19 protein-coding genes are annotated in these 22,526 nt (G+C 65.0%); 11 read left to right on the forward strand and 8 right to left on the reverse strand.

Annotated elements, in window-relative coordinates:
* The first annotated feature begins 70 nt into the window (after positions 1 to 70).
* Positions 71 to 2,311 (forward strand): S9 family peptidase, encoded by a 2,241-nt coding sequence (locus F455_RS0104930; protein ID WP_026293084.1) that lies wholly within the window; start codon positions 71 to 73, stop codon positions 2,309 to 2,311.
* An 8-nt stretch (positions 2,312 to 2,319) separates the two neighbouring features.
* On the opposite strand, the gene F455_RS0104935 is transcribed toward F455_RS0104930, so the two are convergent.
* Positions 2,320 to 3,258: an aspartyl/asparaginyl beta-hydroxylase domain-containing protein gene (locus F455_RS0104935; protein ID WP_018972165.1), complete on the reverse strand. Its 939-nt coding sequence runs from the start codon at positions 3,256 to 3,258 to the stop codon at positions 2,320 to 2,322.
* A 182-nt stretch (positions 3,259 to 3,440) separates the two neighbouring features.
* On the opposite strand from F455_RS0104935, the gene F455_RS0104940 reads away from it, so the two are divergent.
* The 5 genes from F455_RS0104940 (at position 3,441) to F455_RS0104960 (ending at position 6,479) form a co-directional block, all read left to right on the forward strand.
* The gene (locus F455_RS0104940) at positions 3,441 to 3,854 is read left to right on the forward strand and encodes a VOC family protein (RefSeq protein WP_018972166.1); all 414 of its coding nucleotides are present in this window, start codon (positions 3,441 to 3,443) and stop codon (positions 3,852 to 3,854) included.
* Between the two features lie 40 nt (positions 3,855 to 3,894).
* Positions 3,895 to 4,329, forward strand: a complete 435-nt coding sequence (locus F455_RS0104945) for a YciI family protein (RefSeq protein ID WP_018972167.1) — start codon at positions 3,895 to 3,897, stop codon at positions 4,327 to 4,329.
* A gap of 17 nt (positions 4,330 to 4,346) precedes the next feature.
* The gene (locus F455_RS19830; RefSeq protein WP_169337295.1) at positions 4,347 to 4,715 is read left to right on the forward strand and encodes a YciI family protein; all 369 of its coding nucleotides are present in this window, start codon (positions 4,347 to 4,349) and stop codon (positions 4,713 to 4,715) included.
* Positions 4,716 to 4,784: 69 nt separating this feature from the next.
* Entirely contained in the window at positions 4,785 to 6,080 is a 1,296-nt protein-coding gene (locus F455_RS0104955) for an RNA polymerase sigma factor (protein ID WP_018972169.1), read from the forward strand.
* 42 nt (positions 6,081 to 6,122) lie between these two features.
* On the forward strand, positions 6,123 to 6,479 hold the full coding sequence (locus tag F455_RS0104960; protein WP_018972170.1) for a YciI family protein: 357 nt from the start codon (positions 6,123 to 6,125) through the stop codon (positions 6,477 to 6,479).
* A gap of 18 nt (positions 6,480 to 6,497) precedes the next feature.
* On the opposite strand, the gene F455_RS0104965 is transcribed toward F455_RS0104960, so the two are convergent.
* From F455_RS0104965 to F455_RS0104985, 5 genes are all read right to left on the reverse strand, one after another.
* On the reverse strand, positions 6,498 to 8,318 hold the full coding sequence (locus tag F455_RS0104965; RefSeq protein WP_018972171.1) for a DUF885 domain-containing protein: 1,821 nt from the start codon (positions 8,316 to 8,318) through the stop codon (positions 6,498 to 6,500).
* 134 nt (positions 8,319 to 8,452) lie between these two features.
* Positions 8,453 to 9,130, reverse strand: a complete 678-nt coding sequence (locus tag F455_RS0104970) for a YecA/YgfB family protein (protein WP_018972172.1) — start codon at positions 9,128 to 9,130, stop codon at positions 8,453 to 8,455.
* A gap of 50 nt (positions 9,131 to 9,180) precedes the next feature.
* Entirely contained in the window at positions 9,181 to 9,945 is a 765-nt protein-coding gene (gene xth / locus F455_RS0104975) for an exodeoxyribonuclease III (RefSeq protein WP_018972173.1), read from the reverse strand.
* A gap of 30 nt (positions 9,946 to 9,975) precedes the next feature.
* Positions 9,976 to 10,899: a glycosyltransferase family A protein gene (locus F455_RS19835; RefSeq protein WP_018972174.1), complete on the reverse strand. Its 924-nt coding sequence runs from the start codon at positions 10,897 to 10,899 to the stop codon at positions 9,976 to 9,978.
* A gap of 10 nt (positions 10,900 to 10,909) precedes the next feature.
* Positions 10,910 to 12,952 (reverse strand): M3 family metallopeptidase, encoded by a 2,043-nt coding sequence (locus F455_RS0104985; protein WP_018972175.1) that lies wholly within the window; start codon positions 12,950 to 12,952, stop codon positions 10,910 to 10,912.
* Positions 12,953 to 13,087: 135 nt separating this feature from the next.
* Between F455_RS0104985 and F455_RS0104990 the strand changes: the two genes are divergently transcribed.
* The gene (locus tag F455_RS0104990) at positions 13,088 to 14,860 is read left to right on the forward strand and encodes a patatin-like phospholipase family protein (protein ID WP_018972176.1); all 1,773 of its coding nucleotides are present in this window, start codon (positions 13,088 to 13,090) and stop codon (positions 14,858 to 14,860) included.
* 111 nt (positions 14,861 to 14,971) lie between these two features.
* On the opposite strand, the gene F455_RS21865 is transcribed toward F455_RS0104990, so the two are convergent.
* Complete coding sequence (locus tag F455_RS21865; protein WP_018972177.1) at positions 14,972 to 17,023, reverse strand: serine/threonine-protein kinase; 2,052 nt, start codon at positions 17,021 to 17,023, stop codon at positions 14,972 to 14,974.
* A gap of 207 nt (positions 17,024 to 17,230) precedes the next feature.
* On the opposite strand from F455_RS21865, the gene wsfD reads away from it, so the two are divergent.
* Positions 17,231 to 18,706, forward strand: a complete 1,476-nt coding sequence (gene wsfD / locus F455_RS0105000; RefSeq protein ID WP_018972178.1) for a glycan biosynthesis hexose transferase WsfD — start codon at positions 17,231 to 17,233, stop codon at positions 18,704 to 18,706.
* Positions 18,707 to 18,762: 56 nt separating this feature from the next.
* Positions 18,763 to 20,289: an alpha/beta hydrolase-fold protein gene (locus F455_RS21870; RefSeq protein ID WP_018972179.1), complete on the forward strand. Its 1,527-nt coding sequence runs from the start codon at positions 18,763 to 18,765 to the stop codon at positions 20,287 to 20,289.
* Positions 20,290 to 20,360: 71 nt separating this feature from the next.
* Here the strand turns inward: F455_RS21870 and F455_RS0105010 are convergent, their stop codons facing one another.
* Positions 20,361 to 21,374, reverse strand: a complete 1,014-nt coding sequence (locus F455_RS0105010) for a chorismate transformation FkbO/Hyg5 family protein (RefSeq protein ID WP_051084123.1) — start codon at positions 21,372 to 21,374, stop codon at positions 20,361 to 20,363.
* Positions 21,375 to 21,623: 249 nt separating this feature from the next.
* Between F455_RS0105010 and F455_RS0105015 the strand changes: the two genes are divergently transcribed.
* Both F455_RS0105015 and F455_RS21875 read left to right on the forward strand, forming a co-directional pair.
* The gene (locus F455_RS0105015) at positions 21,624 to 21,893 is read left to right on the forward strand and encodes a phosphopantetheine-binding protein (RefSeq protein WP_018972181.1); all 270 of its coding nucleotides are present in this window, start codon (positions 21,624 to 21,626) and stop codon (positions 21,891 to 21,893) included.
* A 10-nt stretch (positions 21,894 to 21,903) separates the two neighbouring features.
* A complete protein-coding gene (locus F455_RS21875) occupies positions 21,904 to 22,518 on the forward strand; it encodes a hypothetical protein (RefSeq protein WP_018972182.1) in 615 nt (204 codons plus the stop codon).
* Positions 22,519 to 22,526 lie beyond the last annotated feature (8 nt).

Consider the following 22,526-nt stretch of genomic DNA (forward strand, 5'->3'; position numbering starts at 1 on the left):
CAAAAAAAGCAACTCCAAACCGGGCTCGTTCGCGAAAATCGGCGTCGGGAATTCTTTTGGGGAGAAGCAGATGCGAGCTTGGATTTTGGGAATGGTGATGATGGTCGTGATGGGCAACGCGCAGGCAGAACAGTTGACGATCGAGCGCATCTTCGACGGCTCGAGCCTATCGGGACCGACGCCGGTCAAGCTCAAGGCCTCGCCCGATGGCACGCGCGTGACTTTCCTGCGTGCCAAGCAGGACGACCAGAATGCCTACGATCTTTGGGAATACAACGTCAACTCGAATCAGACGCACTTGCTGGTTGACTCCAGTGTGATCGAACCGAAGGCGGCCGAACTGTCCGACGCGGAAAAGGCGAGGCGCGAGCGAGCACGCATTGCCGGCCGCCGCGGTATCGTCGACTACCAGTGGTCGCCCGACGGGAAAAAGCTGCTTTTTCCACTAAGCGGCAAATTATACCTTTACGATCTCACCGGTCTCGGCGACAAGGCGTTGCGTCTTCTCGATACACAGGGCGAAGCAATCGATCCGAAGATCTCGCCGCTCGGCCACTATGTCGCCTACATCCACGGCCAGAACTTGTGGGCGATCGACCTGCGCGACGGCAAGGCGCGCCAGCTGACTCAGGACGGTGGCGGTACCGTACACAACGGCGAAGCCGAATTCGTCGCGCAGGAGGAAATGTCGCGCTTCACCGGCTACTGGTGGTCACCCGATGATTCCGCGATTGCGTTCGAGCGCTATGACGAGGCGAAGGTGCCCATCGTCAAGCGCAGCGAGGTCTATGCCGATCGCACCGACACGATCGAGCAGCGCTATCCGGCCGCAGGCAAGAACAACGTCGAAGTGAAACTCGGCCTCGTTTCGCCCGGCGGCGGCGAGGCGCGCTTCGTCGATCTCGGTGGCAATCCGGATATCTATCTGGTGCGCGTCGACTGGCTGCCCGATGGCAAGCGCCTGAGCTACCAGTTGATGCAGCGCAGCCAGCAAAAGCTCGATCTGAACCTGGTCGAGGCGAATACGCTGCAGCAGCGCACGCTGCTGAGCGAGGAAGCAAAAACCTGGATTAACCTCAATGACGACCTGCACTTTCTCAAATCGCAGGACGCGTTCGTCTGGGCGAGCGAGCGCAGCGGTTGGAAACATCTGTATCTCTACCGCCTCGACGGTACGCTCAAGCATGCGATCAGTGCGGGCGACTGGAACATCGACGGCCTGCTCGGTGTCGACGAAAAACTCGGACTCGCCTACGTCGACTCGAACCACGATTTCGTGCCCGACCGCCAGGTCTACGCACTCAAGCTCGACGGCACGACCGCGAACGCCCCGCGCCGCATCAGCCGTGGCGATGGCCTGCACCACGCCGAATTCACCAAGAACGCCGAGTACTACATCGACACGTTCGCCGATCCGACCACTCCGCCGCAGGTGAGTCTGCACCGGGCCGTCGACGGCAACTTCGTTGCCTGGATTGAGCGCAACGAGCTTGACGCGAAGCATCCCTACTGGCCGTACCGCGACGCGCACATCGTGCCCGAATTCGGCACGATCAAGGCCAGCGACGGTCAGGACCTCTATTACCGGATCTACAAGCCGCGCGGATTCGATCCGACCAAACGCTATCCCGTATTCGACTTCTATTACGGCGGCCCGCATTCGCAGATGGTCGCACGCGGTTGGATCGACTACTTTTGCGAATACATGGCGCAACAGGGCTATGTCGTGTTCACGCTCGACAACCGCGGCATGGCGCGACGCAGCCGTGTCTTCAGCGATGCGATCTACAAACAACTCGGTAAGGTCGAAGTCGAGGACCAGGTCGCCGGCATCCGTTGGCTCAAGTCGCAGCCTTGGATCGATCCCGCGCGCATCGGCGTGTTCGGCTGGAGCTACGGCGGCTACATGACGACGATGATGCTGGCCAAGGCTTCGAACGAGATCGCCGCGGGCGTCGCCGTCGCGCCGGTCACCGACTGGGCGCTGTACGACACGTTCTACACCGAGCGCTATCTCGATACGCCGCAACACAACGCCGAAGGCTACAAACTGTCAGGCACGTTGCACTGGCTCGACGGCATGAAGTCGCCGCTGTTGCTCGCGCACGGCATGGCCGACGACAACGTGCTGTTCGCCAACTCGACCGCGCTGATGGCCGCGTTGCAGGACCGCGGCACGCAATTCGAATTGATGACCTATCCCGGTGGCAAGCACGGCCTGTCCACGCCGGCGATGAAGAAGCATGTCTACCACCTGATCGCGGATTACTTCGATGCGAAGGTGAAACATGCTAAGGCGCGCGCGCCGTAGTCAAAAGGTCAGAGCAACGGCCACGGCGCCATGAATAAAACCCATAGCGCAACCAGAATCGCCGGATACTTGATGATGCGGTACAGGCGCGGATGGCGCTTGCGGAAGGTCACGCCGCGTTGGTTGCCGCCGCGCAGGCGCGCATAGAGGCGATTGACTGCGCCGGTCTTTTCACTCGCCACGTCGTTCGGCGAAGCGGTGATTGCGCCCATGAAGGCGCCGACGCGGCGATTGATCGCGCGCATCCACGGCGTGCGCAACGGGCGCTCGACGTCAGCGAACAGGATCACGCGCGTGACGTCGCTCTTGTTCTCGGCCCAGTGCACGAAGGTTTCGTCGAAGACGATGTCGCCGCCGTCGCTCCAGGCGTATTCATCGCCGTCGACGAAGATGCGGCAGTCGCGCGAGTTCGGCGTGATCAGGCCGAGGTGATAGCGCAGCGAGCCGGCGAACGGATCACGATGCGGCGTCAGCCGGCTGTCCGGCGGCAGCAGTGCGAACATCGCCGCCTTGACCTCGGGAATCGAACGCAGCAGCGCCACGGTCTGCGGACACAGCGCCTGCGCCGTCGCCAGCGGCTCGCCATACCATTTGAGGTAGAAACGCTTCCAACCCTGCTTGAAGAAGCTGTCGAACGACAGGTCGTTGCGTTGCTCGGCCGCGCGGATATGGCCTTCGTCGAACAACGCGGACGCTTCGCTGCGGATCGCCTGCCACTGCTCGCGCAACGGATCGAGATGCGGAAAACCGCCGCGATCGAGAATTGGCCGCGCCGGCACGCGCGAGAACGCGTACATCAGCAGGTTGTACGGCGCGAACAGCGCCGAGTGATCGGCGAGCTGGCGGTCGAAGCGCAGGCGCACGCGACCGCGCAGGTGCACGAGCAGCACGCAGAGCACAAAGAAGGCAAACAGGCCGAAGAAGATCAGGCGTAAGGTCAACAACATCGCGATCCAGCCAAGCCTGCGGCAGGGATGGCCGCGTACCCCGCCATTCTACTGCGCCCCCGGGAAACGGGCCCCGCGGCCGTGCGCAAATATTTTTCGCCGGCGTGTCGATTCGCCGGATTCCCGCTCGTCATTCCAGCAAGAGGCCGCAACGAGGCTTCATCACCCCACCGGAGAGAATCATGTCGCAGTCCATACGCCCCTATCTGTCCTTCGAAGGCCGCGCCGAGGAGGCGATCGAGTTCTACAAGCGCCAGCTCGGGGCGCAGGTCAAGCTGCTGATCCGCAACAAGGATGTCGAGGAAAGCAGGGCTGCGCCCGGCAACGAAAACAAGGTGCTGCACGCGGACGTGAGCATTGGCGACACCACGATCGGCATTTCCGATGGCTTCTGCTCGGGTGCGCCGAAGTTCGAGGGCATCACCCTCGCCTTGACTTGCGCGGACAAGGCCAAAACCGAAAAGGCCTTCGCCGCGTTGAGCGACGGCGCTCAGGTGCACCAGCCGCTGACCGAGACCTTCTTCTCGCCCGCGTTCGGCATGCTCGTGGACAAGTTCGGCGTGTCGTGGATGGTCACGTCGGCGCCGGCCGCCTGAACCCGGAATCGTTCTGCAACTCGATCCAAGGAGAACTGTCATGCGCTTTGCCGTGCTGGTCCGCGCCACCCAACAATCCGAAGCGGGCGTGATGCCCAGCGAACAACTGCTCGCCGACATGGGCCGCTTCAACGAGGAGCTGGTCAAGGCCGGCATCATGCTCGCCGGCGAAGGCCTGCAGCCAAGTTCGAAGGGCGCGCGCGTGCGCTTCAAGAACGCGTCTCGCATTGTCATTGACGGACCATTCGCCGAGGCCAAGGAGCTGATCGCCGGTTTCTGGATCTGGCAGATGAAATCGCTCGAGGAAGCGATCGAATGGGTCAAGCGCTGCCCGAATCCGTTCGACGGCATCGAGTCGGAAATCGAAATCCGCCAGATCTTCGAGGCCGAGGACTTCGGCGCCGAATTCACTCCCGAACTGCGCGAACAGGAAGAACGCCTGCGCGCGCAGATCGACCAACGCAAACCCAACTGAACCCAATGGAGGGCACCATGAAGTACTTCAGCATCTACATACCTGACCCGAAGACCAACCCCGCGCGGCCGCCGACCGGCGCGCAGAAGGAAGAAATGGACCGCTTCGTCGGCGCGGCGATCGCACGCGGCGAATTCCTCAGCGGCGGCGGTTTCCTGCCGCTGCGCGAGCACGGCGCGGTCGTGCGTCGCAGCGACGGCGAAAGCCGCGTGGTCGACGGCCCCTATGCTGAATCCAAGGAACTCGTCGGCGGCTTCGCGATGCTGCAATACGACTCGCGCGAAGCGGCGATCGAAGGCGCCAAGCGCTTCATGGACGTGGCCGGTGACGGTGAGTGCATCACCTACTGCATCGCCGAAGGCGGTGATCCCGATCACGGCTGCTGATCGCTAAGCACACGATCGGCAACGTCTGGCCCTTGCTCAATCGACGCGATGATGTTTTGATCCGTCGCCATGACGGCGACGGACAATCTCACCCGCACGCGGCGCACGATCGACGCGGTCTGGCGCATGGAGTCGGCCAAGGTCGTCGCCGTGCTCGCGCGTATGCTCAGCGGCGACATCGGTCTGGCCGAGGAATTGGCACAGGATGCGCTGGTCACCGCGCTCGAGCAATGGCCGGACAAAGGCATACCGGACAATCCGGGAGCATGGCTTATGGCCACGGCAAAACATCGCGCGATCGACCGCCTGCGGCACGGCAAGCTGGCCGAGGAGAAGCATGCGGAGATCGCACGCGAACTTGACGAGCAGCAGGCGGCGCGCGCCGACGACATGCTCGCCGCACTCGACGACGACATCGGCGACGATCTGCTGCGCCTGATGTTCACTGCCTGCCATCCGGTGCTGTCGCCCGAAGCGCGCGTGGCGTTGACCTTGCGCCTGCTTGGCGGCCTGGCCACCGACGAGATCGCGCGCGCCTTCCTCGTACCCGAGCCGACGATCGCGCAGCGCATCGTGCGCGCGAAACGCACGCTCGCCGAGGCGAACGTGGCGTTCGAACTGCCGCGCGGCGAGGACCGCGCGGCGCGCCTCGCCTCGGTGCTCGACGTCATCTACCTCGTCTTCAACGAAGGCTACTCGGCGACCGCAGGCGAGGACTGGATGCGCCCAGCGCTGTGCGACGAAGCGTTGCGCCTCGGCCGCATCCTCGCCGAACTCGCGCCGTTCGATGCCGAAGTGCATGGACTCGTCGCGTTGATGGAGATCCAGGCCTCGCGCCTGCACGCGCGCACCGACAAGGATGGCGCGCCGATCCTGTTGCTCGAACAGAACCGCGCGCACTGGGACTGGCTGCTGGTCGAGCGCGGCCTCAAGGCACTGGCACGCGCAGAAAAACTCGGTGGCGATCGCGGCACGTATCAGTTGCAGGCGGCGATCGCGGCCTGCCATGCACGCGCACGTCGCGCCGAAGACACCGACTGGGTGCGCATCGCCGCACTGTACGCCGAGCTCGCGCAGACTGCGCCGTCGCCGATTGTCGAGCTCAACGGCGCAGTCGCGATCGCGATGGCGTTCGGTGCGCAGGCCGGCCTCGACCTGGTCGATCGACTGGTCGAGGAACCCGCGCTGCGCAACTACCATTTTCTTCCGGCGGTGCGCGGCGACCTGCTCGAAAAACTCGGTCGCTTCGATGAGGCGCGCGCCGAGTTCGAGCGCGCCTCGGCGCTGACGCGCAATGCACGCGAGCAGCGCCTGATGCGCGAGCGCGCGGCAAAGTGCGGGCCGTCGGCAACGCGGGTTCACTGACGCGATCGTCCGCGACCGCGCCGTTCAATTCTGGAGACGAAAATGAGCTATCTGATGCTGATCATGGAACGCGCCGACCGCCGCAACGGCCGCCCACCCGAGCAGGCCGAGATGGAATGGGAGCGCATGATCGCCTACGCCGGCAGGCTCAAGGAGCGCGGCGTGCTCGAATCCGCACAGTCGCTGAAAAGCGTCGCTCGCGGCACGCGCATCGAAAAACGCAACGGCAAGACCAACGTCGTCGACGGCCCGTTCGCCGAGGCTAAGGAAATCGTCGGCGGCTTCTACTATCTCAAGAACGTGGACCGCGACGAGGCGCTCGCGATCGCCGAGAACTGTCCCGCCGCCGAGTGGTGCAGCATCGAATTGCGCGAAGTGGGGCCGTGCAACGAAAGCTGACGGCCCCGCTTCGGCGCGTTACTTGGTTTTGCGCTGCGCCGGAATGAACTGCTCGCGCACGGCTTTGGCGAGCTGGTCCGGCGGCAGCAGGCCCTGGTCGAGCAGGAAGTTGTTGTAGGCGCGGCGGTCGAACTGCTTGCCGAGCGCGAGTTCGGTTTCCATGCGCAGCTGCATGATGCGGCTGTAGCCGTAGAAGTAGCTGCCGGCCTGGCCGGGTGCATTGAACGTGTAGCGGTCGAGTTCCTGGCGCGCCATCGGCTCGGACAAGCCCACGTCTTCGGTCAGCACCTGCCCGGCGCGCTCGCGGTCGGTGAGGCCGAGGTTGAGCATCGGATCGAGCATCGCGCGTGCGGCGCGCAGCAGGCGCAGTTGCAGCGCGATGAGCTGGCCCTCGAGCGGCTCGTACGGCACCATCTCGGCTTCGGCATACAGCGCCCAGCCTTCGACGTTGACGCTGTTGAACGCGAACAGCGTGCGCGCGAGCGAGATGCCGCGCTCGACCATCGCGGTGAACTGCAGCTCGTGGCCCGGGCGGCCTTCGTGCGCAGCCAGGGTCCAGCCGCCGGCCTCGTAGGTGAAGTCGTCGTAGGCCGCGCTCTTGCCGTCTTTGCCGGCCGAAGCCGGATTGCCGAGTGGCAGCACGAACTGGCCTTGCTGGCCGGTATTGCCGATCAGCGGCGCCGGCAGGAAATGCGGCGCCGGCTGTGCGGCGGATTCGGCTTCGGACGCGAGGCGCATCACCATCGGTCGCTGCGGCAGGTCGACCACCTTGTTCGCGGCGATCTGCTTTTCGAGTTCCGGCATCACCGTGCCGCGGTAGTAACTCTCGATCGAGCTCTTGTCGAGCTGCTTCTTCTTCAGCGCGCGGATCACCTCGCGATAGTCGCTCGCCTGAAAGCCTTTCGCCTTGGCGACCAGCGGCGCAAGCTGCTGCATCGCGTTGCGCGTTTCCATGAATTCGAGCTGCGCGCGCTGGATCAATTGTTCGGGCGCGATGTCGATGCCGACCTGCTTGAGCTGGAACGCGTACAGTTCGGGCGGCAGGCGCGTGTCGCTGCGCGCGTTGGGCAGCACGTCCTTCTTCATCCACTCGGTGTAGTCGCGAAGCTGCTGGTCCATCGCCGCGAGCGCCGCGTCGCCGCCTTCGATCTTGTACTTCGCGAACAGCTTGCGGATGCCGGCGGCGTAGGTATCGGCGTTGCGCAGCGCCTGCTCGACCGCAAGCTTGGTCGGTTTTACCAACGCGGGGTTCTTGAGCTGCTCCTCGTAGCGTTCACGCGCGAGCTTGGTGATTGCGGTACTGCCGGGCGTGAGCCCGACATAGCGCTGCAGTCGCTCCAACGCCTTGGCGCGGCGCGCCGGCTCGGTCTGATCTTGAAGCAAAGCCTGCTCGCCCTGGAATACGAGCTGGCCGACGTCGGTGAATGGCAGCAGGAGTTTTTCGTTGAGCTCGCTGCCCTCGATCTGCTGATCGGCCGCGTGGAGCATGATGTTGATGTCCTGGCGGACGTTCGCGTTTTCTTCGGTTTTCAGATCCTTCTGCAGCGTTTCCTTGGCGCCGCGCAACGCGGTGCGCTGGCGCTCGCCGTTGTTCGGTCCGAGGTCGGCGACGCGATCGTCGTAGCCCGGCAGGCCGAAGAACGAGGCGAACTCGGGCGCGAAGTCGGCCTGCGCCTTGAGTAGCGGCTGGGCCAGTTCGTTGCTGCGTTTGACCCAGTCCGGCGCCGGCCGCACCGCGGTGGCGGCAGGTTTCGCGCCTTCGGCTGCGGAGACAATGGTGGGATTGCCAAACGAAACGCAGGCGAGCGCGCAGGCGCTGGCCAGGAGCAGACGACGCATCGAAATTCTCCTCAGGCTGGGAAACGGAACGATCAGTCGTGAAGTTGTATCAGCAAATGCCGATCGTAACCTGTTGCGAAAGTCATGCACCCCGGCGCGCTGCGAAATCGGCTGCGGAATGGTTCCGCGATGGCCTAGTGCAGCCAGCGCCCGAGGCGTTTGCGCCGCGGCTCGTTCTCGGCCGTCGCGCGATGCGGCGAACCGGCGAGCTCCTCGGGCGCCAGCGGCGCATCGATCCAGTAGTGCGCGACCGCGCCAACCGCCGCAGGCAGCTGCGCGAGGCAATCGTCGTATTCCTGTTCCGAGAGCGGCGCGAAATCCGCATCGGTGGCGAACACGCCTTCCTCGACCGCCAGCGCCATGATCGGCCCGAGCAGTTCGGTCAGGTGCGAATCCACGCCGAGACGTGACTCCCACAGGCGTGCGCGCAGATCGACGCCGCGCGAAAAGCCCTCGCACCAGCCCAGCGCAGACAACGCCGTATCGCCGTCGTCAAGCTCGATCTCGCCTAGGATGGGTTCGTAGCTGTCGGCCTCGACCTCGATCTCGACGCTTTCGGACAGGCGTGCGAGCAATTCGAGCACGCGCCGACCCTCGTCCTCGTCGGCGAAAGGCTCATGCAGGATCTCGGGCAGCCATTCGTCGGGCGACACCTTGTCCGGACCGATGCCGATCGCGGTGAGCAGGCCATGCACGCCGTCGAGCAGCAAGTGATCCTCGCCCGCGTGCGCACGCAGGAACTGGTCGAGTTCCTCCAGCTCGCTGTCGTCGAGCTCGGTGGGCCAGTCGGCGTGGTGCGGGAGTTCTTCCATGGCGGAATTTTACCACCACAGGCCGGCGTACTCGCGCGCAGCCGCAGCGTTCAATCCAGCTCCAGCAACACCGGCGTGTGATCGGAGGGCCGCTCCCAGGTGCGCGGCACGCGGTCGATGCTCGCGGCACGGCAGCGCGCGCGCAACGCCTCGCCGGCAAGGACGAGGTCGATGCGCATGCCGAGGTTGCGGCGGAAACCGGCCTGGCGGTAGTCCCACCAGGAATACTGCCCGGCCTCGTCGTTGAACAGGCGGAACGTGTCGTGCAGGCCGAGGTCGACGATCGCCTTGAGCGCGTCGCGCTCCGGCGTCGAGCAGAGGATCTGCTCCTTCCAGGCGACCGGGTCGTAAATATCGCGGTCGTCCGGCGTGATGTTGAAGTCGCCAAGCACGACGAGATTCGGATGCCGCCGGATCTCCTCAGCGAGGAACGCGCGCACCTTGGCCAGCCAGTCGAGCTTGTACGCATATTTTTCCGTGCCGACGTCCTGGCCGTTGACTACGTAGAGATCGGCGATGCGCAGATCGCCAACGCTGGCGACCAGGATGCGCCGTTGCGGATCGTCGAGGCCCGGAAGGTCGGTGACGACGTCGCGCGGTTCCTCGCGCGCGAGGATCGCCACGCCGTTGTAGGTCTTCTGCCCGGAGAACGCGACGTGATAGCCCATGGCTTCGATCGCCTCGCGCGGAAACTTGGCGTCCTCCATCTTCGTTTCCTGCAGCGCGACGACGTCGGGCTGCGCCTCGCTCAGCCATGTCGTCAGATGCGGCAGGCGCACGTTGAGCGAATTGACGTTCCAGCTCGCAATTTTCATCGCAGCGCATTCCGCAGGACGGGACGTCGATTATGCCTCACCCGCAGCGACAGCCTTCTGCCAAAGCGCGAGGCCGTGTTCGGCCGAGATACGTGTCGCGGCGAGCGCCTCGTTCGGCAGCGTGCCGAAATAGAACGGCCGGCGCGGCACGCGCGCAAACGGTTTGCCGCGGATGCGCACGTATTCGTCGTGGAATTCCTTCCACGGATGCGCGGCTTTCGTCGCATTGCTGGCGACACCGCCGTGAAACTGGTGGAAGCTGCCTTCGCCGAGCAGCATCACATAGTCGCCGTGCTCGCGCGCGAGCGCGCGCTGGAAGAAATCCAGGGCGACGAGGCCGCCGCCGCGCGCGACGAAACGCTCGTCAAATCCACCCAAGGCGAGATATTCATCCTTGCTTATGCCGAAGCAACCCGCCTCGAACGCACAACCAAACCAGCCCATGCCCGGATCGGCAAATGCACCCGCGATCGTGTACAGGCGATAGCCGTTGTCGCGCCAAGCGCTGCGCGCGAGCAAACCGTCCTCGACTTGCTGGTTGTAACCTTCGACCACCGATTCGTTTTGTTGCTTCGGACCGAGATGGAACGACACGCTCGCGACGAACGGCGCGGCGAATTGCACGAACGCACGCTGCGCCAGCGCGTAGATGCCGGGCGACAGGATATGCGCGCCATCGATGATCACTAGCAGATGATCGCCGCGCGCCTCGCGGCAAGCTGCGTTGATCGCAGCCGCGGGCGATACCGACTTCGTTTCGATGAACCGATATTGAAACTCCGGACCGAACGCACACACATCGGCTTCTTCGAGCGGCTGGCTTGAACCGTGGTCGAGCGCAATCACCTCGAACTCGATCGCGCCCGTATCGCGCTGGTACGCCCGCGTCAGCGAATGCAGCGTGTTCATCGCCTCGCGGCGATTGTTGTAGAAGTTGACGACGACCGAAAGCATCGACGCCCGTCTATGCGGCCAGACCGTAGCTGCGCAGCAGCGCTTCGGGCTCCGGCTCGCGCCCGCGAAATTCGACAAAGCTCTCCAGCGCCGGACGCGAGCCGCCGACCGCGAGCACGCTGCGGCGAAACGCATCGCCCGCAGCGCGGTCGAACACGCCGGCTTCCTCGAAGCGCGAGAATGCGTCTGCCGAAAGCAGCTCGGCCCAGAGATAGCTGTAGTAGCCCGCCGCGTAGCCGCCAGCGAAGATATGGCCGAACGCGTGCGGCATACGCTGCCACGTTGGCGGCACCACGACGGCGACTTCGTCGCGCACTTCGCGCAGGATCTCCATCGCGCGCGCTCCGCGCGCGGGATCGAATTCCAGATGCAGACGGAAATCGAACAGACCGAACTCGAGCTGACGCACGAGGAACAGGCCGGCGTGATAATGGCGCGCGGCGAGCATGCGCTGGAACAATTCGTCCGGCAATGGCTCGCCCGTCTTCCAATGCTTGGCGAACAAGGCGAGTCCTTCGCGCTGCCAGGCGAAGTTCTCCATGAACTGGCTCGGCAACTCGACCGCATCCCACTCGACCCCGTCGATGCCGGCGACGCTCGGCAGGTCGATCTCGGTCAGCATGTGGTGCAGGCCGTGGCCGGTCTCGTGGAACAACGTGACCACGTCGTCGTGGGTCAGCAGCGACGGCATGTCCTTGGTCGGCGGTGCGAAATTGCAGGTTAGGTAGGCGATCGGCAAATGCGTTTCACCAGCGCTCGCGTAGCGCGAGCGACAGGTATCCATCCATGCGCCGCCGCGCTTGCCCGAGCGCGCATAGAGGTCGAAGTAGGCGCCTGCGATCGTCTTGCCCTGCGCATCGACGACGTCGTAGTAGCGCACGTCGGCATGCCAGACCTCGACATCTCGACGTGCGCGGAAGCTGACTCCAAACACGCGCTCGACGATCGCGAACAGGCCGGCGATCGCCGCCTCGGCCGGAAAGTACGGTTTGAGTTCCTCTTCGCTGAGCGCGTATTTCTTCACGCGCAGTTTTTCCGCGGCGTAGGCGACGTCCCACGGTTGCAGCTCGGCGATGCCCAACTCGGCGCGGGCAAAGTCCGCAAGCTCGGCCAGTTCGCGCTGCGCGACCGGTTTCGCGCGCGCGGCGAGATCGCGCAGGAAGGCGAGCACGCGCTCGGGCGTACCGGCCATCTTGGTCGCGAGCGAATCCTCGGCAGCATTGTTGAAGCCGATCAGCTGCGCACCTTCGTGGCGCAGCGCCATGATCTGCTCGATGCGCTGCGAGTTGTCGAACTGGCCGGCGTTCGGACCTTGATCCGAAGCGCGTGTCTGGTAGGCCGCATAGACGCGCTCGCGCAGACCGCGATCGTCAGCATAAGTCAGCACCGCGGTGACGCTGGGCTGCTTGAGCGTGACCAGCCATCCCTCCTGTTCGGCTTCCTCCGCGTATTGCTTGAGCAGCGCGCGCTCGGCTTCGGGCAGTCCGCAAAGCTGCGTCTCGACGATCTTTTCCGACCACGCCTCGGTCGCGTCGAGCACGGCGTTCTCGAACTCGTTCGACAGCTTCGACAATTGATTCGCAATCTCCTTGAAGCGCGAGCGCGCCGGTTCTTCGAGCGCAACGCCGGACATGCGGAAGTCGCGCAGCGCGTGCTCGACCAAGGTGTGCGCCGGACGCGGCAGGTTCGCAAAGTCCGCGCGCTCGGCAACGGCCTTCACCGCGGCATAGAGCGCGCGATTTTGGCCGAGTTCGCTGGAAAATTCGGTGATCTTTTCCAGAGCCGCCGAATACGCTTCGCGCAGCGCCGGCGAATCGGCCACGGCGTGCAGGTGCGACACCGGCGACCAGGCGCGCTCGACGCGCATCTCGAGCGTCTCCTGCGGCAACATCGTGTTGGCGAAATCGCGCGGCGCCGAGCCCGAGGTCAGTAGGTCGATTTCGCGCTGGTAGTCCGCGAGTACCGCGTCGATCGCGGGCGCGACGTGTTCGGGCTTGATCGCGATGAATGCGGGCAGGGCAGAATCGGTGAGCAGAGGGTTGGTTTCGGTCATTGCGGGACAGGTTCTTTGTGCGAGGTCTTTTGCTCTTCATTGCGGCAGGTTTGCAGCCGGAATGACAAGCGGGAAACATGCAACGTGAAGCGTTGTTTCAGGAAAATCAAGTCACCACGGCGTTAGCATAAACGAATGGGCAACACCGATCCGGCAGTTCCGTCCGTTGACTTGCAGGCATTCCTGCGCGGCATCGACCTGTTTGCTCCGCTGGGCGCCGCGGGTATAGCCGAACTCGCCGGCGAGCTGGAAATACGCACGTTGCCGGGCGGTGCGGTCCTGTTCGATCAGGGCGACGCGGCTGATGCGCTGTACATCGTGCGCAGCGGCGGCCTGGCGGCATATCGGCGCGACGCCGAGGCCGCGTTGACTCTGCTTGGCATGATCGGCAGCGGCGAGGTAGCCGGCGAGATCAGCCTGATTGCGCGCACTGCACGCACCTCGCTGGTGCGCGCGTTGCGCGACAGCATCGTCCTGCGCCTGTCGGCCGATGCCTTCCATCGCCTCGTCGGGAAGTATCCGCAGGCGATGCTGCACACGGTCGGCGTCACCGCCCGGCATCTGCTCGAACGGCCCGGGCAAGTGCACTACTCGACGCCGCGCACGTTTGCGATCCTGGCCCACGATGCCGGCGTCGACGCGCAAGGTTTTGCCCGCGATCTTGCCGCGGCATTGTCGCGTTATGGTTCATGCGCGCTGATCGATGCGACTGCTGCGCGCAGGCGCGATGTCGCCTGGCTGCATGAAATCGAAGCCACGCATCGCTACGTGCTGCTGCTCGGCGATGCGGGGCAAACGGCTTGGCGCGAGCAGTGTGCACGTCAGGCCGACGCATTCCTGCTGCCGGTCAACGCCGCAGATACGGCGAGCGCGTGGCCCGAAGTCGCCTTCATCAACGCCGAGCGCGTGGCGCTGCGTACGCGCCATCTCGTGCTCCTGCATCAGGGCGACATCGGCCTCGGCCGTGCGGCTGCCTGGCTGGCTCAGTTGCGCGGTGCGCGCCACCATCACGTGCGTGGCGGCAGCGCGGTCGCCGACACCGAGCGCATCGCGCGCCTGCTGATCGGGCGCAGCATGGGCCTGGTTCTGTCCGGTGGCGGCGCGCGCGGTTTCGCCCAGATCGGCATCGTCCACGCGTTGCGCGAAGGCGGCCAACAGATCGATTGCGTCGGCGGCACCTCGATCGGCGCAATCATCGGCGCTGGTGTGGCGTTGGACTGGTCGGGCGAGGAAATGTTCTACAACTACCGGCGCGCCTTTGTCGAAGGCCGGCCGCTGCGCGACTACACTTTTCCATTCGTATCCCTGACCCGCGGCCGTCGCGTCGCGCGCCTGCTGCGCGAAGCGTTCGGCGAGCGCGATGTCACCGACCTGCCGCTACCGTTTTACGCGGTCACCGCGAACCTGACCGCTGGCGCGGCGCAGGTGCATCAAGCCGGGCCGCTCTGGCTGTGGCTGCGCGCGGCGAGCGCGATTCCCGGGGTGCTGCCGCCGGTGTTCCATCGCGGCGAGGTATATGTCGACGGTGCAGTGATCAACAATCTGCCGGTCGATCCGATGCGCGCAATGCAGGTCGGCGACGTCATCGGCATCGACATCGGCGCCGATGACGTGTTGCGCGCGCAGGTCGAGGAATTCGCCTTGCCCTCGGCGTTGCGGCTCGCCTGGCAACGCCTGCATCGACGCGGCCTGCGACCGGGCATCCTCAACATCCTCCTGCGCGCAGGCATGGTCAATTCGGAAGCCGCTAGCGCGGCGCGGCGCGCACAGACGAGCCTGCTGCTGGCCCCGCCGATGCACGACATCGGCCTGCTCGACTGGGACGAATATGAGCGCGCGATCGCCGCCGGCTACCGCTATGCGCGTGAAGTACTCGGACGCGGCGCCAAGCCGCGCAGCCTGCCGTGACGGCAAATCGGCATGCACTTTGTCATAACTCTCGGCCCATCGGCTTGGCGGATACGAGTCTGATCGTGTTCGAAAGGCGCCGGCGAACCGGCGCCTGATCCGATCGGCAGATCAGTAGCGGGTGGAACCAGGGCGGTACTCGCGCAGCCGCGACTCGATCTTCGGCGCCATTTCCTGCACTGCTTCCTCGGCTTGTCCCTTCGCGGCAAGACCGGTATAGACGATCGATTCGCTGAAGCCACTCAGCTCGCGGCCGCTTTTCATTTCGAACACGTTTACGTTGAGCACGGCGGTCGTTGCCGTGTTGGCCTGACCGTAAGCCGAGACATCCATCTGCCCGGTAGGCTCGGCGGCGACGGCGACGAGTGCGTCGACACGGCCGCGGGCGCTGGCGCGCGAGGCGACCATTTCGACGACATAGCCTTGCTGCATCAATTGCGCCTTTAGCATGCGCGCGGCGGGTTCCGCGGCGCGCCGATCGCCGCTGAAGGTAATACCTATCGTGGGAATGTGCGGCTTCGGTGGCGCCACGGGCGGTGGTGGCGGCGTTACCTTGGCGATCTGTGCGGCAGTCGGTGGCACGGGCGGCGTTTGCGGTTCGACCGCAGTGGTCGTTGCACCGGCAGCGGTGGACGTAGTTGAAGTCGCCGGCGCCCCCGCCGAGGCATTGCCGCCAGTCAGTTCAGCCAGCGAGGCGCCGCCTGCGGTTGTTGCCGCAGAGGTGGAATTTGTCGCATTTGCCTCTTTTGCCGCATTTTCCACATTTGCGGATGCCGCTGTGGTGGAGGCCGTGGCCGGCGCTGTCGCCGCTTGCGAGTCGATTGGCGTCGTCGTCGTGGCGACAGTCGCCGCCGCGGGCGCGGTTGCCGCAGCTGCGGCAGGCACCGTGCTCGGCGGGGTTGCCGTCGCAACCTGTGCCGGCAGCGTCGTGACTTGCGCCGTTGCGGCCGACGAGGTTGAGCCGGCCAGACTCGACGGCAGCCATTGCTTCACGAAGCCGAGCTGGTCGCGGTAGGCCCAGGCACCGCCGCCGAGGCCGAGCAGCAGCAGCGCGGCGATCGCAAGCGGCAGCGCAGGCGAACTGGAGGACTTCTTCTTCGCAGAGGCGGCCTGGCGCTCAAGCAGCGATTGATGCGCGCCGTCCGGCAGCGTGACCGCCGGCAGCGTCGCCTGCGCACGCGGCGGCGTGGCCACGGATGCCGGTGCGGGCGTCACGTTCGGCAGCGGGCGCGGTGTCGGCGGTGTGTTCGGCAATGCGCTCTGGCCGGAGACCGGAGTCTTCATGCCGACCACGGTCGCCGCGGCCGGCGAGGGCTGGGTGCGCAGTTGTAGTGTCGCTCCGTTGGCGAGCAGCGGATTGCGGGCGAGGTCGGCAGCGAGGTCCTGGCAGCTCTGGTAACGGTCGGCCGGTTCCTTGGCGATCATGCGCGACAGGATGCGCGAGAGTTCCGGATCGACGTCGGCGTTGAGCGCACGCACGTCCGGGATCTCGGCCTTAACCACTTCGAGCATGAGGCCGAGCGGTGATTCGTCGGTGAACGGCATGCGCCCGGCGAGCATCTCGAACAGCACGATACCGAGCGAGAAAATATCCGAACGTTGGTCGACGATCTTGCCGAGACAGACCTCGGGCGAGAGGTAGCCCGGCGTGCCGACGAACTCGCCGGTCGAGGTCAGTTTCTTCGAGATGTCGGCGCTCGACAAGGCGATGCCGAAGTCGGCGATCTTCACGTTGCCACGGCTGTCGATCATGATGTTGCCGGGCTTGATGTCGCGGTGGATCACGCCGCGGTCGTGCGCGGTGGCGAGGCCGAGTGCGGTCTGGTAGATCACCTTCGCGGCCTGATCGGGCTTGAGCTGGTGCTCGCGCTTGAGCAAGGAACTCAAGGATTCGCCGTCGACGAATTCCATGACGAAGAACGTCTGCCCCTCGTCCTCGCCGATGAAATAGATCTGGATGATGTGCGGATCGTTGAGCGCGGCCATGCTGCGCGCCTCGCGCAGGAAGCGCTCCTTGATCCCCGGATCGTGCGCGAGCGAATCGGCGAGGACCTTGATCGCGACGTAACGATGCAGCGACGCCTCGAAACCCTTGTAGACCACACCCATGCCGCCGCGGCCGAGTTCGGCGACCAGATCGTAGTGCCCCAGTTGCTGCTTCATGACCCCTCCAAGGCGCGTGGCGCCTGATTCAGAACGAGAGCGTTCCAGTGCGAAAAAGTCTAGCACTGCACATTCCACGCGTCCGCGTTGCGATTGGCGGGAACGACCGTGCAGAATCGACGCCACATCTGCGCATTGGATCACATTTCCATCCAGGTTACGGGGCAATTGTTCCCGTCACAAAGCGCCCCTAGACTTCCCGCCCTTATGCCCGCTTCGATCCCAACCAAGTCCCGTTCCGCCGCGCGCCGTCTCGCAGCCACGCCGCGCTGGCTGTGGTGGGCGTTGGCGGGCTGCCTGCTGATCGGCCTTTGGCGGCTCGGTGCACTGATCGTGCACGACCCGCTGATTGCGCTGGCCAACAGTTACGACGAGGTGCGCTACAGCGCCTGCTTCGGCCTCTACCCGGATCGGCCCGAATCGGTGCCGCCCGACCGCAACAGCCCCGCCGCGCCGTATTCGCGCTACCGCTTCGTCGCCGCGAAAGATCCGATCTGCTACTGGTCGACCGAACTGTTGTTCCAGGGCGCAGCGGCGGCCCTGTTCCATACCGAGGAAGCCGCGAGCGGCGCGAAGGCGCATTCGGTGCGCTGGATTGGCGCATTCAAGATCTTGGCAATGCTCGCGCTTTGGTTCGCTTTCAGCATTGCCTGGCTGCGCCGACGCGAGCCATGGTCAGCGCTCGCGAACGGCCTGTTACTGCCGCTGCTGTTCGCCGATCCGGCAAACACGATCTATCTGAACACGTTCTACGCCGAATGGACCGCCCTGCTCGCACTCTACGCCGTCGCCGGGCTGATCCTGATCCACGAGGGCAAACCCGCGCGCGGCCATGCGTTCGCCCTGCTCGCGCTCGCCGCGGCGGCACTCGCGGTGAGCAAGATTCAGCATATCGTGCTGCCGTTCGGCATCGCCGTGGCCATGCTCGCGCTCGGACGCTGGCGCGACCGCGTCTGGCTGTGGAAGGGCAAGGCGCTGCTGATCGGTGCGCTGGTCGGCATCATCGTCCAGGTCGTGCAGTTGCAGCGCGACAGCGACGCGATCCGTGCGATCAACGTGTTCAATCAGGCCGACGTCGTGTTCACCGCGATGCTGCCGAATTCGAGCGACCCGGCCGCGACCGCGCAGTTTCTCGGTCTGTCGCCGCAGTGCCTGCAATACTCGGGCAAGCGCGCCTGGCAGATGCCGGGCTTTCCGGCTGATCTGTGCCCCGAGCTGGCGAAAGTGTCGCGCTCGCGCGAACTCCTCGCCCTGCTGCACGAACCCGGTATGACGCTGCGCATCGGCTGGGCCGGCCTCGCCAACCTGCATCCGTGGGTCGCGCCGGGGCTTGGCCTCGTCGAGGGCGGCGACTTCGCGCCGCTACCGGCACAGTTTTTCTCGTGGAGCGATCTGTTCGCCGAACGGCCGTTGCTGCGCACGTTGCTGTTCGGCGCACCGTTCGTGGCGTTGATTGCCCTGCTCTGGCGTCAGCGCTGGCGTGCCTGGCCGCGCCTGCTCACCGTCACCGTGCTCACGATCGTCGTCACCCTCGGCACGCTCACCGTTACCGTGCTCGGCGACGGGCTCGCCGACGTGCCCAAGCAGGGCCATCTCGTCTACAACGCCGCGCTGGTGTGGTGGATCGGCGCGCTCGTTGTCGGCTGGCGTTCGCTGTTTCCGGCGACGCGGCGACGTGCTTGAGTAAACCGGATTCGACTCAACGGCATCCAAACTGCCATTCGTTGCGGGAGATAGCCATGCTCAAGAACGCGCTGTTCGCGCTGCTCGTGTTGTTGCCTGCCACATTCGTATCCGCCAATGAGCCGCAATTGCTGCCGGCAAAGGCCGACGCGATCGATTCGGCGCTGCTCAAGCAGAAACGGCCGATCGAGGTGTATCTGCCGGTCGAATCGGCGAAGGAACCGACGCAGCGCTACGAGACGCTGTACGTGCTCGACGGCGACTGGAACGCGAAGATCGTCGTCGACGTGGTGACCTTCATGCGCAGCGTCGGTTTCATGCCACCGGTGATCGTGGTCAGCGTGCCGAACGTATTCGACGCGAAGGGCGTGAACAGCCGCGATCACGATCTGACTCCGACCGTGATGGCCGGCCAGCCGCGCTCCGGCGGGGCGAAGGAGTTTCTCGCCTTCCTGAAAACCGAATTGCTGCCGTACGTCAACGCGCATTACCCGGCGAGCGGGGTGAACTTGGTCCACGGACATTCGTTCGGCGGCACGTTTCTGATGTACGTGCTGGCGCACGAGCCGGCTCTGTTCGACGGCTATGCGATCCTCGACCCGGCGATGTGGTGGGACGATCACGCGCTCGATCCGGTGCTCGCGGCGACGCTGTCCGCGCTACCGACGCAGGGCAAGGCGATCTTCGTCGGCGCGCGCGCCGGGCAGATGTACGAGGAAATGGGTATGGCCAAGGTCGAGCCGATCTTCAAGGCGAAAGCGCCGGCCGCGCTGCACTGGACCGTCACCCAGTATCCCGGCGAGAGTCATGATTCGCTCAAGCTCAAGGGCACGTACGATGCGTTGAAGTACGCCTATCAGGGTTACCCGGCGAGGCAGATGGAGCTAATCCCGTCTGCCGGCATCGTGCTCAAGGACAAGCCCGTCTATCTCGGCCTGAACGGTGACGGCGATTCCGCCGATGCACACTACACAACCGATGGTACAGCGCCGACCGCGGCCTCGCCGAAGTTCGCGCCGCAGGTCGCAATCACTGATCCGACGAAGACGACGATCGCACTGCTGTCCAATCGCGGCATTTACGATCGCGTGCTGGTACATAGTCTGAAAAGCGGAGACGTGCTGGAGCCGCCGGCGCATGCCGTGGGCGCGGATAGAAAGTGGCGTCTGGCGTTCTACGCGGCCGAGGCGTGGCCCGAACTTGCGCGCGCCAGGCCGTTCAAGACCGGCACGGCCGAGAAGGAAATCGACTTCGACGGCGGCGGCCGCGATGCGTTCGCCGGGATCGCCGGGCGCAATCTGGCCATCCCGGCCGAGGGCTACTACGTGATCGGCGTCGGTACGTCCGGCCAGGTGCGCGTGTCGCTCGCCGGCACGACGCTGTTCGAGCACGACGGCGCGCACGGCCAGCGCCAGCATGCCTTCGTCGTGCCGCTACGCCGCGGGGTGTATCCATTGCGCGTGGAATTCCGGCCGGCGGCGAAAACACCGGATCTGGATGTCGTCGTTTTTCAATGCAAAGACGGCGAACCGGAATGGTGGAAAAACCAGCTGATCCTGCTGTCGAGCAAATCGCGGCCCTGACCTGCGTCGAAATTCGCTCGGCAGGCAGGCGACACGACCAGGCAATCGTCCTTGCGCGAGCGAATGCAAAGCTACGCGCTTTGCACGCCGTCGATTTCGACCAACAATTCGCCGCGGCAGATATCGCCGTGCAACAGCAGCAGGCACGTGTGCGCGGGCAATTTGCCGCGCAGCAGCGCGTGCGCGCCGGCGACGTCTTCACTGCGCCGCACGTAGACCTTGAGCACGGCGCCGGCGCTCAGGCGTTCGGCCGGCGCGACTTGCGCGGCGGCGAGCACGCTGTCGATGTTGGCGAGCGTTTCGGCTATCTGCGCTTCGAGGTCGTCGTGATGGTGCGAGACATGGCCGACGATCGCAGCGGTACCGGAAATGTATACTTGTACACTTCGCGTCGGCGCGCGCGTGGCACGCGCAAACGTCGGCGCCTTGATGCCGTACTGACGCGGGTAGCGCCAGGCACTGACCTGACGCGGGTTTTCGAATCCGATGCCGGCTGCGCGCGCGGCCAGCCAATACACCTGCAGCACGCGGCGGCCGTCGCGCACGCCGATGCCGGTGGCAGCGGGGTAGGCGTCGACGAAGCCTTGTTCGAGCCCCGCGGCACGACCGACGCAGAAGCGGCGGTAGCGCTCGTCGTCGCCCGCGCCGAGATTGATCGCGTCAAGGTAGTTCCAGATGCGCAGCACGTGCGGCGTATCGCTCGCGGCAACCGCGGCCAGCAGTTTGCGATAGGCGACCGCGGCGGCGTTTTCGATGCCGCCGTGCGCGGCCTCGTCGACCTCGATCGCGCCGAACGCGTAGTCGCCGTCGAAGGACTGAGCGATGCCGTCGTCGCGCCTTGCGTGAACGCTGCCTTGCACGCGCCAGACCTCGAACGGCGCGGTTGCATCCGCGGGCTCGAGGTTGACGCGCAGGTAGCGCGGATCGGCATGAGCTGCAGGCGCCTGCGCGCCGAAGCCGAACACCGCGAGCACGCGGTCGTCGCCGAGGATGGTGTCGAGTTCCATGGCTTCGTAGCGGATGCCCAACGGTGGCAGGCCATCCGTGGCGGGATGCGGGGAGATGTCTGGTTTCGCTGAAGACAAAGGGGACCTCTGATTAAACCTACTGCGCTCGATAACTTGCGCGCCGGCGGTGCTCGGAATCCTCATGAACCAGTAAACTCCGGTTCCTGCGCTCCGGCGACGCGCGAATTCTCTTCGCTCGCTACGGTTAATCAGAGGTTCCGAAGACAGGTCGCCGCCTGCGTGGCGCGAGGTTTTCGATGGCGCAATGATACACTGCGCGGCCGCCGCGACCGCACTCGGACCGCGCCCGCATACGGAAAACCGACCATGTCACAGCAGACGCCCGCCGAGCACGAGCTCGCCAGCCTCATCGTTTCGAGTCTGAATCTGGAACATCTCAAGGCCGAGCAATTTGCGCCCGAGGCACCGTTGTTCGGCACCGAAACCGGACTCGATTCGATCGACGCGCTCGAACTCGCGCTGGCGGTGTCCAAGCGCTACGGCTTCCAGCTGCGTTCCGACAACGCCGACAATAAGCGCATCTTTTCCAGCCTGCGCGCCCTTTCGCAACACATCGAGAGCCATCGGGCGCATTGAAGAGCTGCGCATGCGCGTCGCGGTCTGGCTCGCAATACTCGCGCTCGCGCTGGGCGGTGTCCTGCTGCACAACGAAACCCTCACTGCGGCGATCGCCCCGCTTGCGCTCGCGTACCTCCTGATCGTCTCGCCGCGTATGCTGCGTGTTGCGCTCGCGGCGATCGTGGTTGTCGAAGCCGCGGCATGGTGGATCGGCGGTGCGCGCCTGATGCTCGATCTGCTGCCCGCAGCGATCGCCGCCTTCGTCGGCTGGCTGTTCGCGCGCAGTCTCATAGCGCCGCGCCGGCCGCTGATCGCGCGCGCGATCGCGGCGATCGACGGCCCGGCACGATTGGACGAGGTCGCGGTTGCGCGCTACGCACGCCGGTTGACTGTGCTTTGGGCCGCGTTCCAGGCGTTGCTCGCGACGTTCGGCTTGCTCTGCGTGCTGCACGATCATGGCGCGATCGCCGTACCCATGCCGTCAGCGCGCGCCTACGATCTGATCCTGCCGCTGGCGGTGGCGATGTTGTTCTTCGGCGAATTCCTGCTGCGCCCGCGTCTGTTGCCGCAGGTGCCACGACATACACTGGTTGGTTTTCTGCGCGAGCTCGCCAGCGTTTGGCCGGAACTGATCGAGAAGTAAACCGGCAC

Origin of the sequence: Rudaea cellulosilytica DSM 22992 (genome assembly GCF_000378125.1) — a bacterium.
In the GTDB taxonomy this organism is placed as follows: Bacteria; Pseudomonadota; Gammaproteobacteria; order Xanthomonadales; family Rhodanobacteraceae; genus Rudaea; species Rudaea cellulosilytica.

Excerpts from the sequence above, each read along its gene's own strand:
- F455_RS0104935 (WP_018972165.1), bottom strand. The coding sequence starts at position 3,258 with ATGTTGTTGACCTTACGCCTGATCTTCTTCGGCCTGTTTGCCTTCTTT.
- F455_RS0104965 (WP_018972171.1), bottom strand. The coding sequence starts at position 8,318 with ATGCGTCGTCTGCTCCTGGCCAGCGCCTGCGCGCTCGCCTGCGTTTCG.
- F455_RS0104970 (WP_018972172.1), bottom strand. The coding sequence starts at position 9,130 with ATGGAAGAACTCCCGCACCACGCCGACTGGCCCACCGAGCTCGACGAC.
- F455_RS21865 (WP_018972177.1), bottom strand. The coding sequence starts at position 17,023 with ATGAAGCAGCAACTGGGGCACTACGATCTGGTCGCCGAACTCGGCCGC.
- F455_RS0104930 (WP_026293084.1), top strand. The coding sequence starts at position 71 with ATGCGAGCTTGGATTTTGGGAATGGTGATGATGGTCGTGATGGGCAAC.
- F455_RS0104945 (WP_018972167.1), top strand. The coding sequence starts at position 3,895 with ATGCGCTTTGCCGTGCTGGTCCGCGCCACCCAACAATCCGAAGCGGGC.
- F455_RS0104955 (WP_018972169.1), top strand. The coding sequence starts at position 4,785 with ATGACGGCGACGGACAATCTCACCCGCACGCGGCGCACGATCGACGCG.
- xth (WP_018972173.1), bottom strand. The coding sequence starts at position 9,945 with ATGAAAATTGCGAGCTGGAACGTCAATTCGCTCAACGTGCGCCTGCCG.
- F455_RS19830 (WP_169337295.1), top strand. The coding sequence starts at position 4,347 with ATGAAGTACTTCAGCATCTACATACCTGACCCGAAGACCAACCCCGCG.
- F455_RS19835 (WP_018972174.1), bottom strand. The coding sequence starts at position 10,899 with ATGCTTTCGGTCGTCGTCAACTTCTACAACAATCGCCGCGAGGCGATG.
- F455_RS0104960 (WP_018972170.1), top strand. The coding sequence starts at position 6,123 with ATGAGCTATCTGATGCTGATCATGGAACGCGCCGACCGCCGCAACGGC.
- F455_RS0104940 (WP_018972166.1), top strand. The coding sequence starts at position 3,441 with ATGTCGCAGTCCATACGCCCCTATCTGTCCTTCGAAGGCCGCGCCGAG.
- F455_RS21870 (WP_018972179.1), top strand. The coding sequence starts at position 18,763 with ATGCTCAAGAACGCGCTGTTCGCGCTGCTCGTGTTGTTGCCTGCCACA.
- F455_RS21875 (WP_018972182.1), top strand. The coding sequence starts at position 21,904 with ATGCGCGTCGCGGTCTGGCTCGCAATACTCGCGCTCGCGCTGGGCGGT.
- wsfD (WP_018972178.1), top strand. The coding sequence starts at position 17,231 with ATGCCCGCTTCGATCCCAACCAAGTCCCGTTCCGCCGCGCGCCGTCTC.
- F455_RS0104990 (WP_018972176.1), top strand. The coding sequence starts at position 13,088 with ATGGGCAACACCGATCCGGCAGTTCCGTCCGTTGACTTGCAGGCATTC.
- F455_RS0105015 (WP_018972181.1), top strand. The coding sequence starts at position 21,624 with ATGTCACAGCAGACGCCCGCCGAGCACGAGCTCGCCAGCCTCATCGTT.
- F455_RS0104985 (WP_018972175.1), bottom strand. The coding sequence starts at position 12,952 with ATGACCGAAACCAACCCTCTGCTCACCGATTCTGCCCTGCCCGCATTC.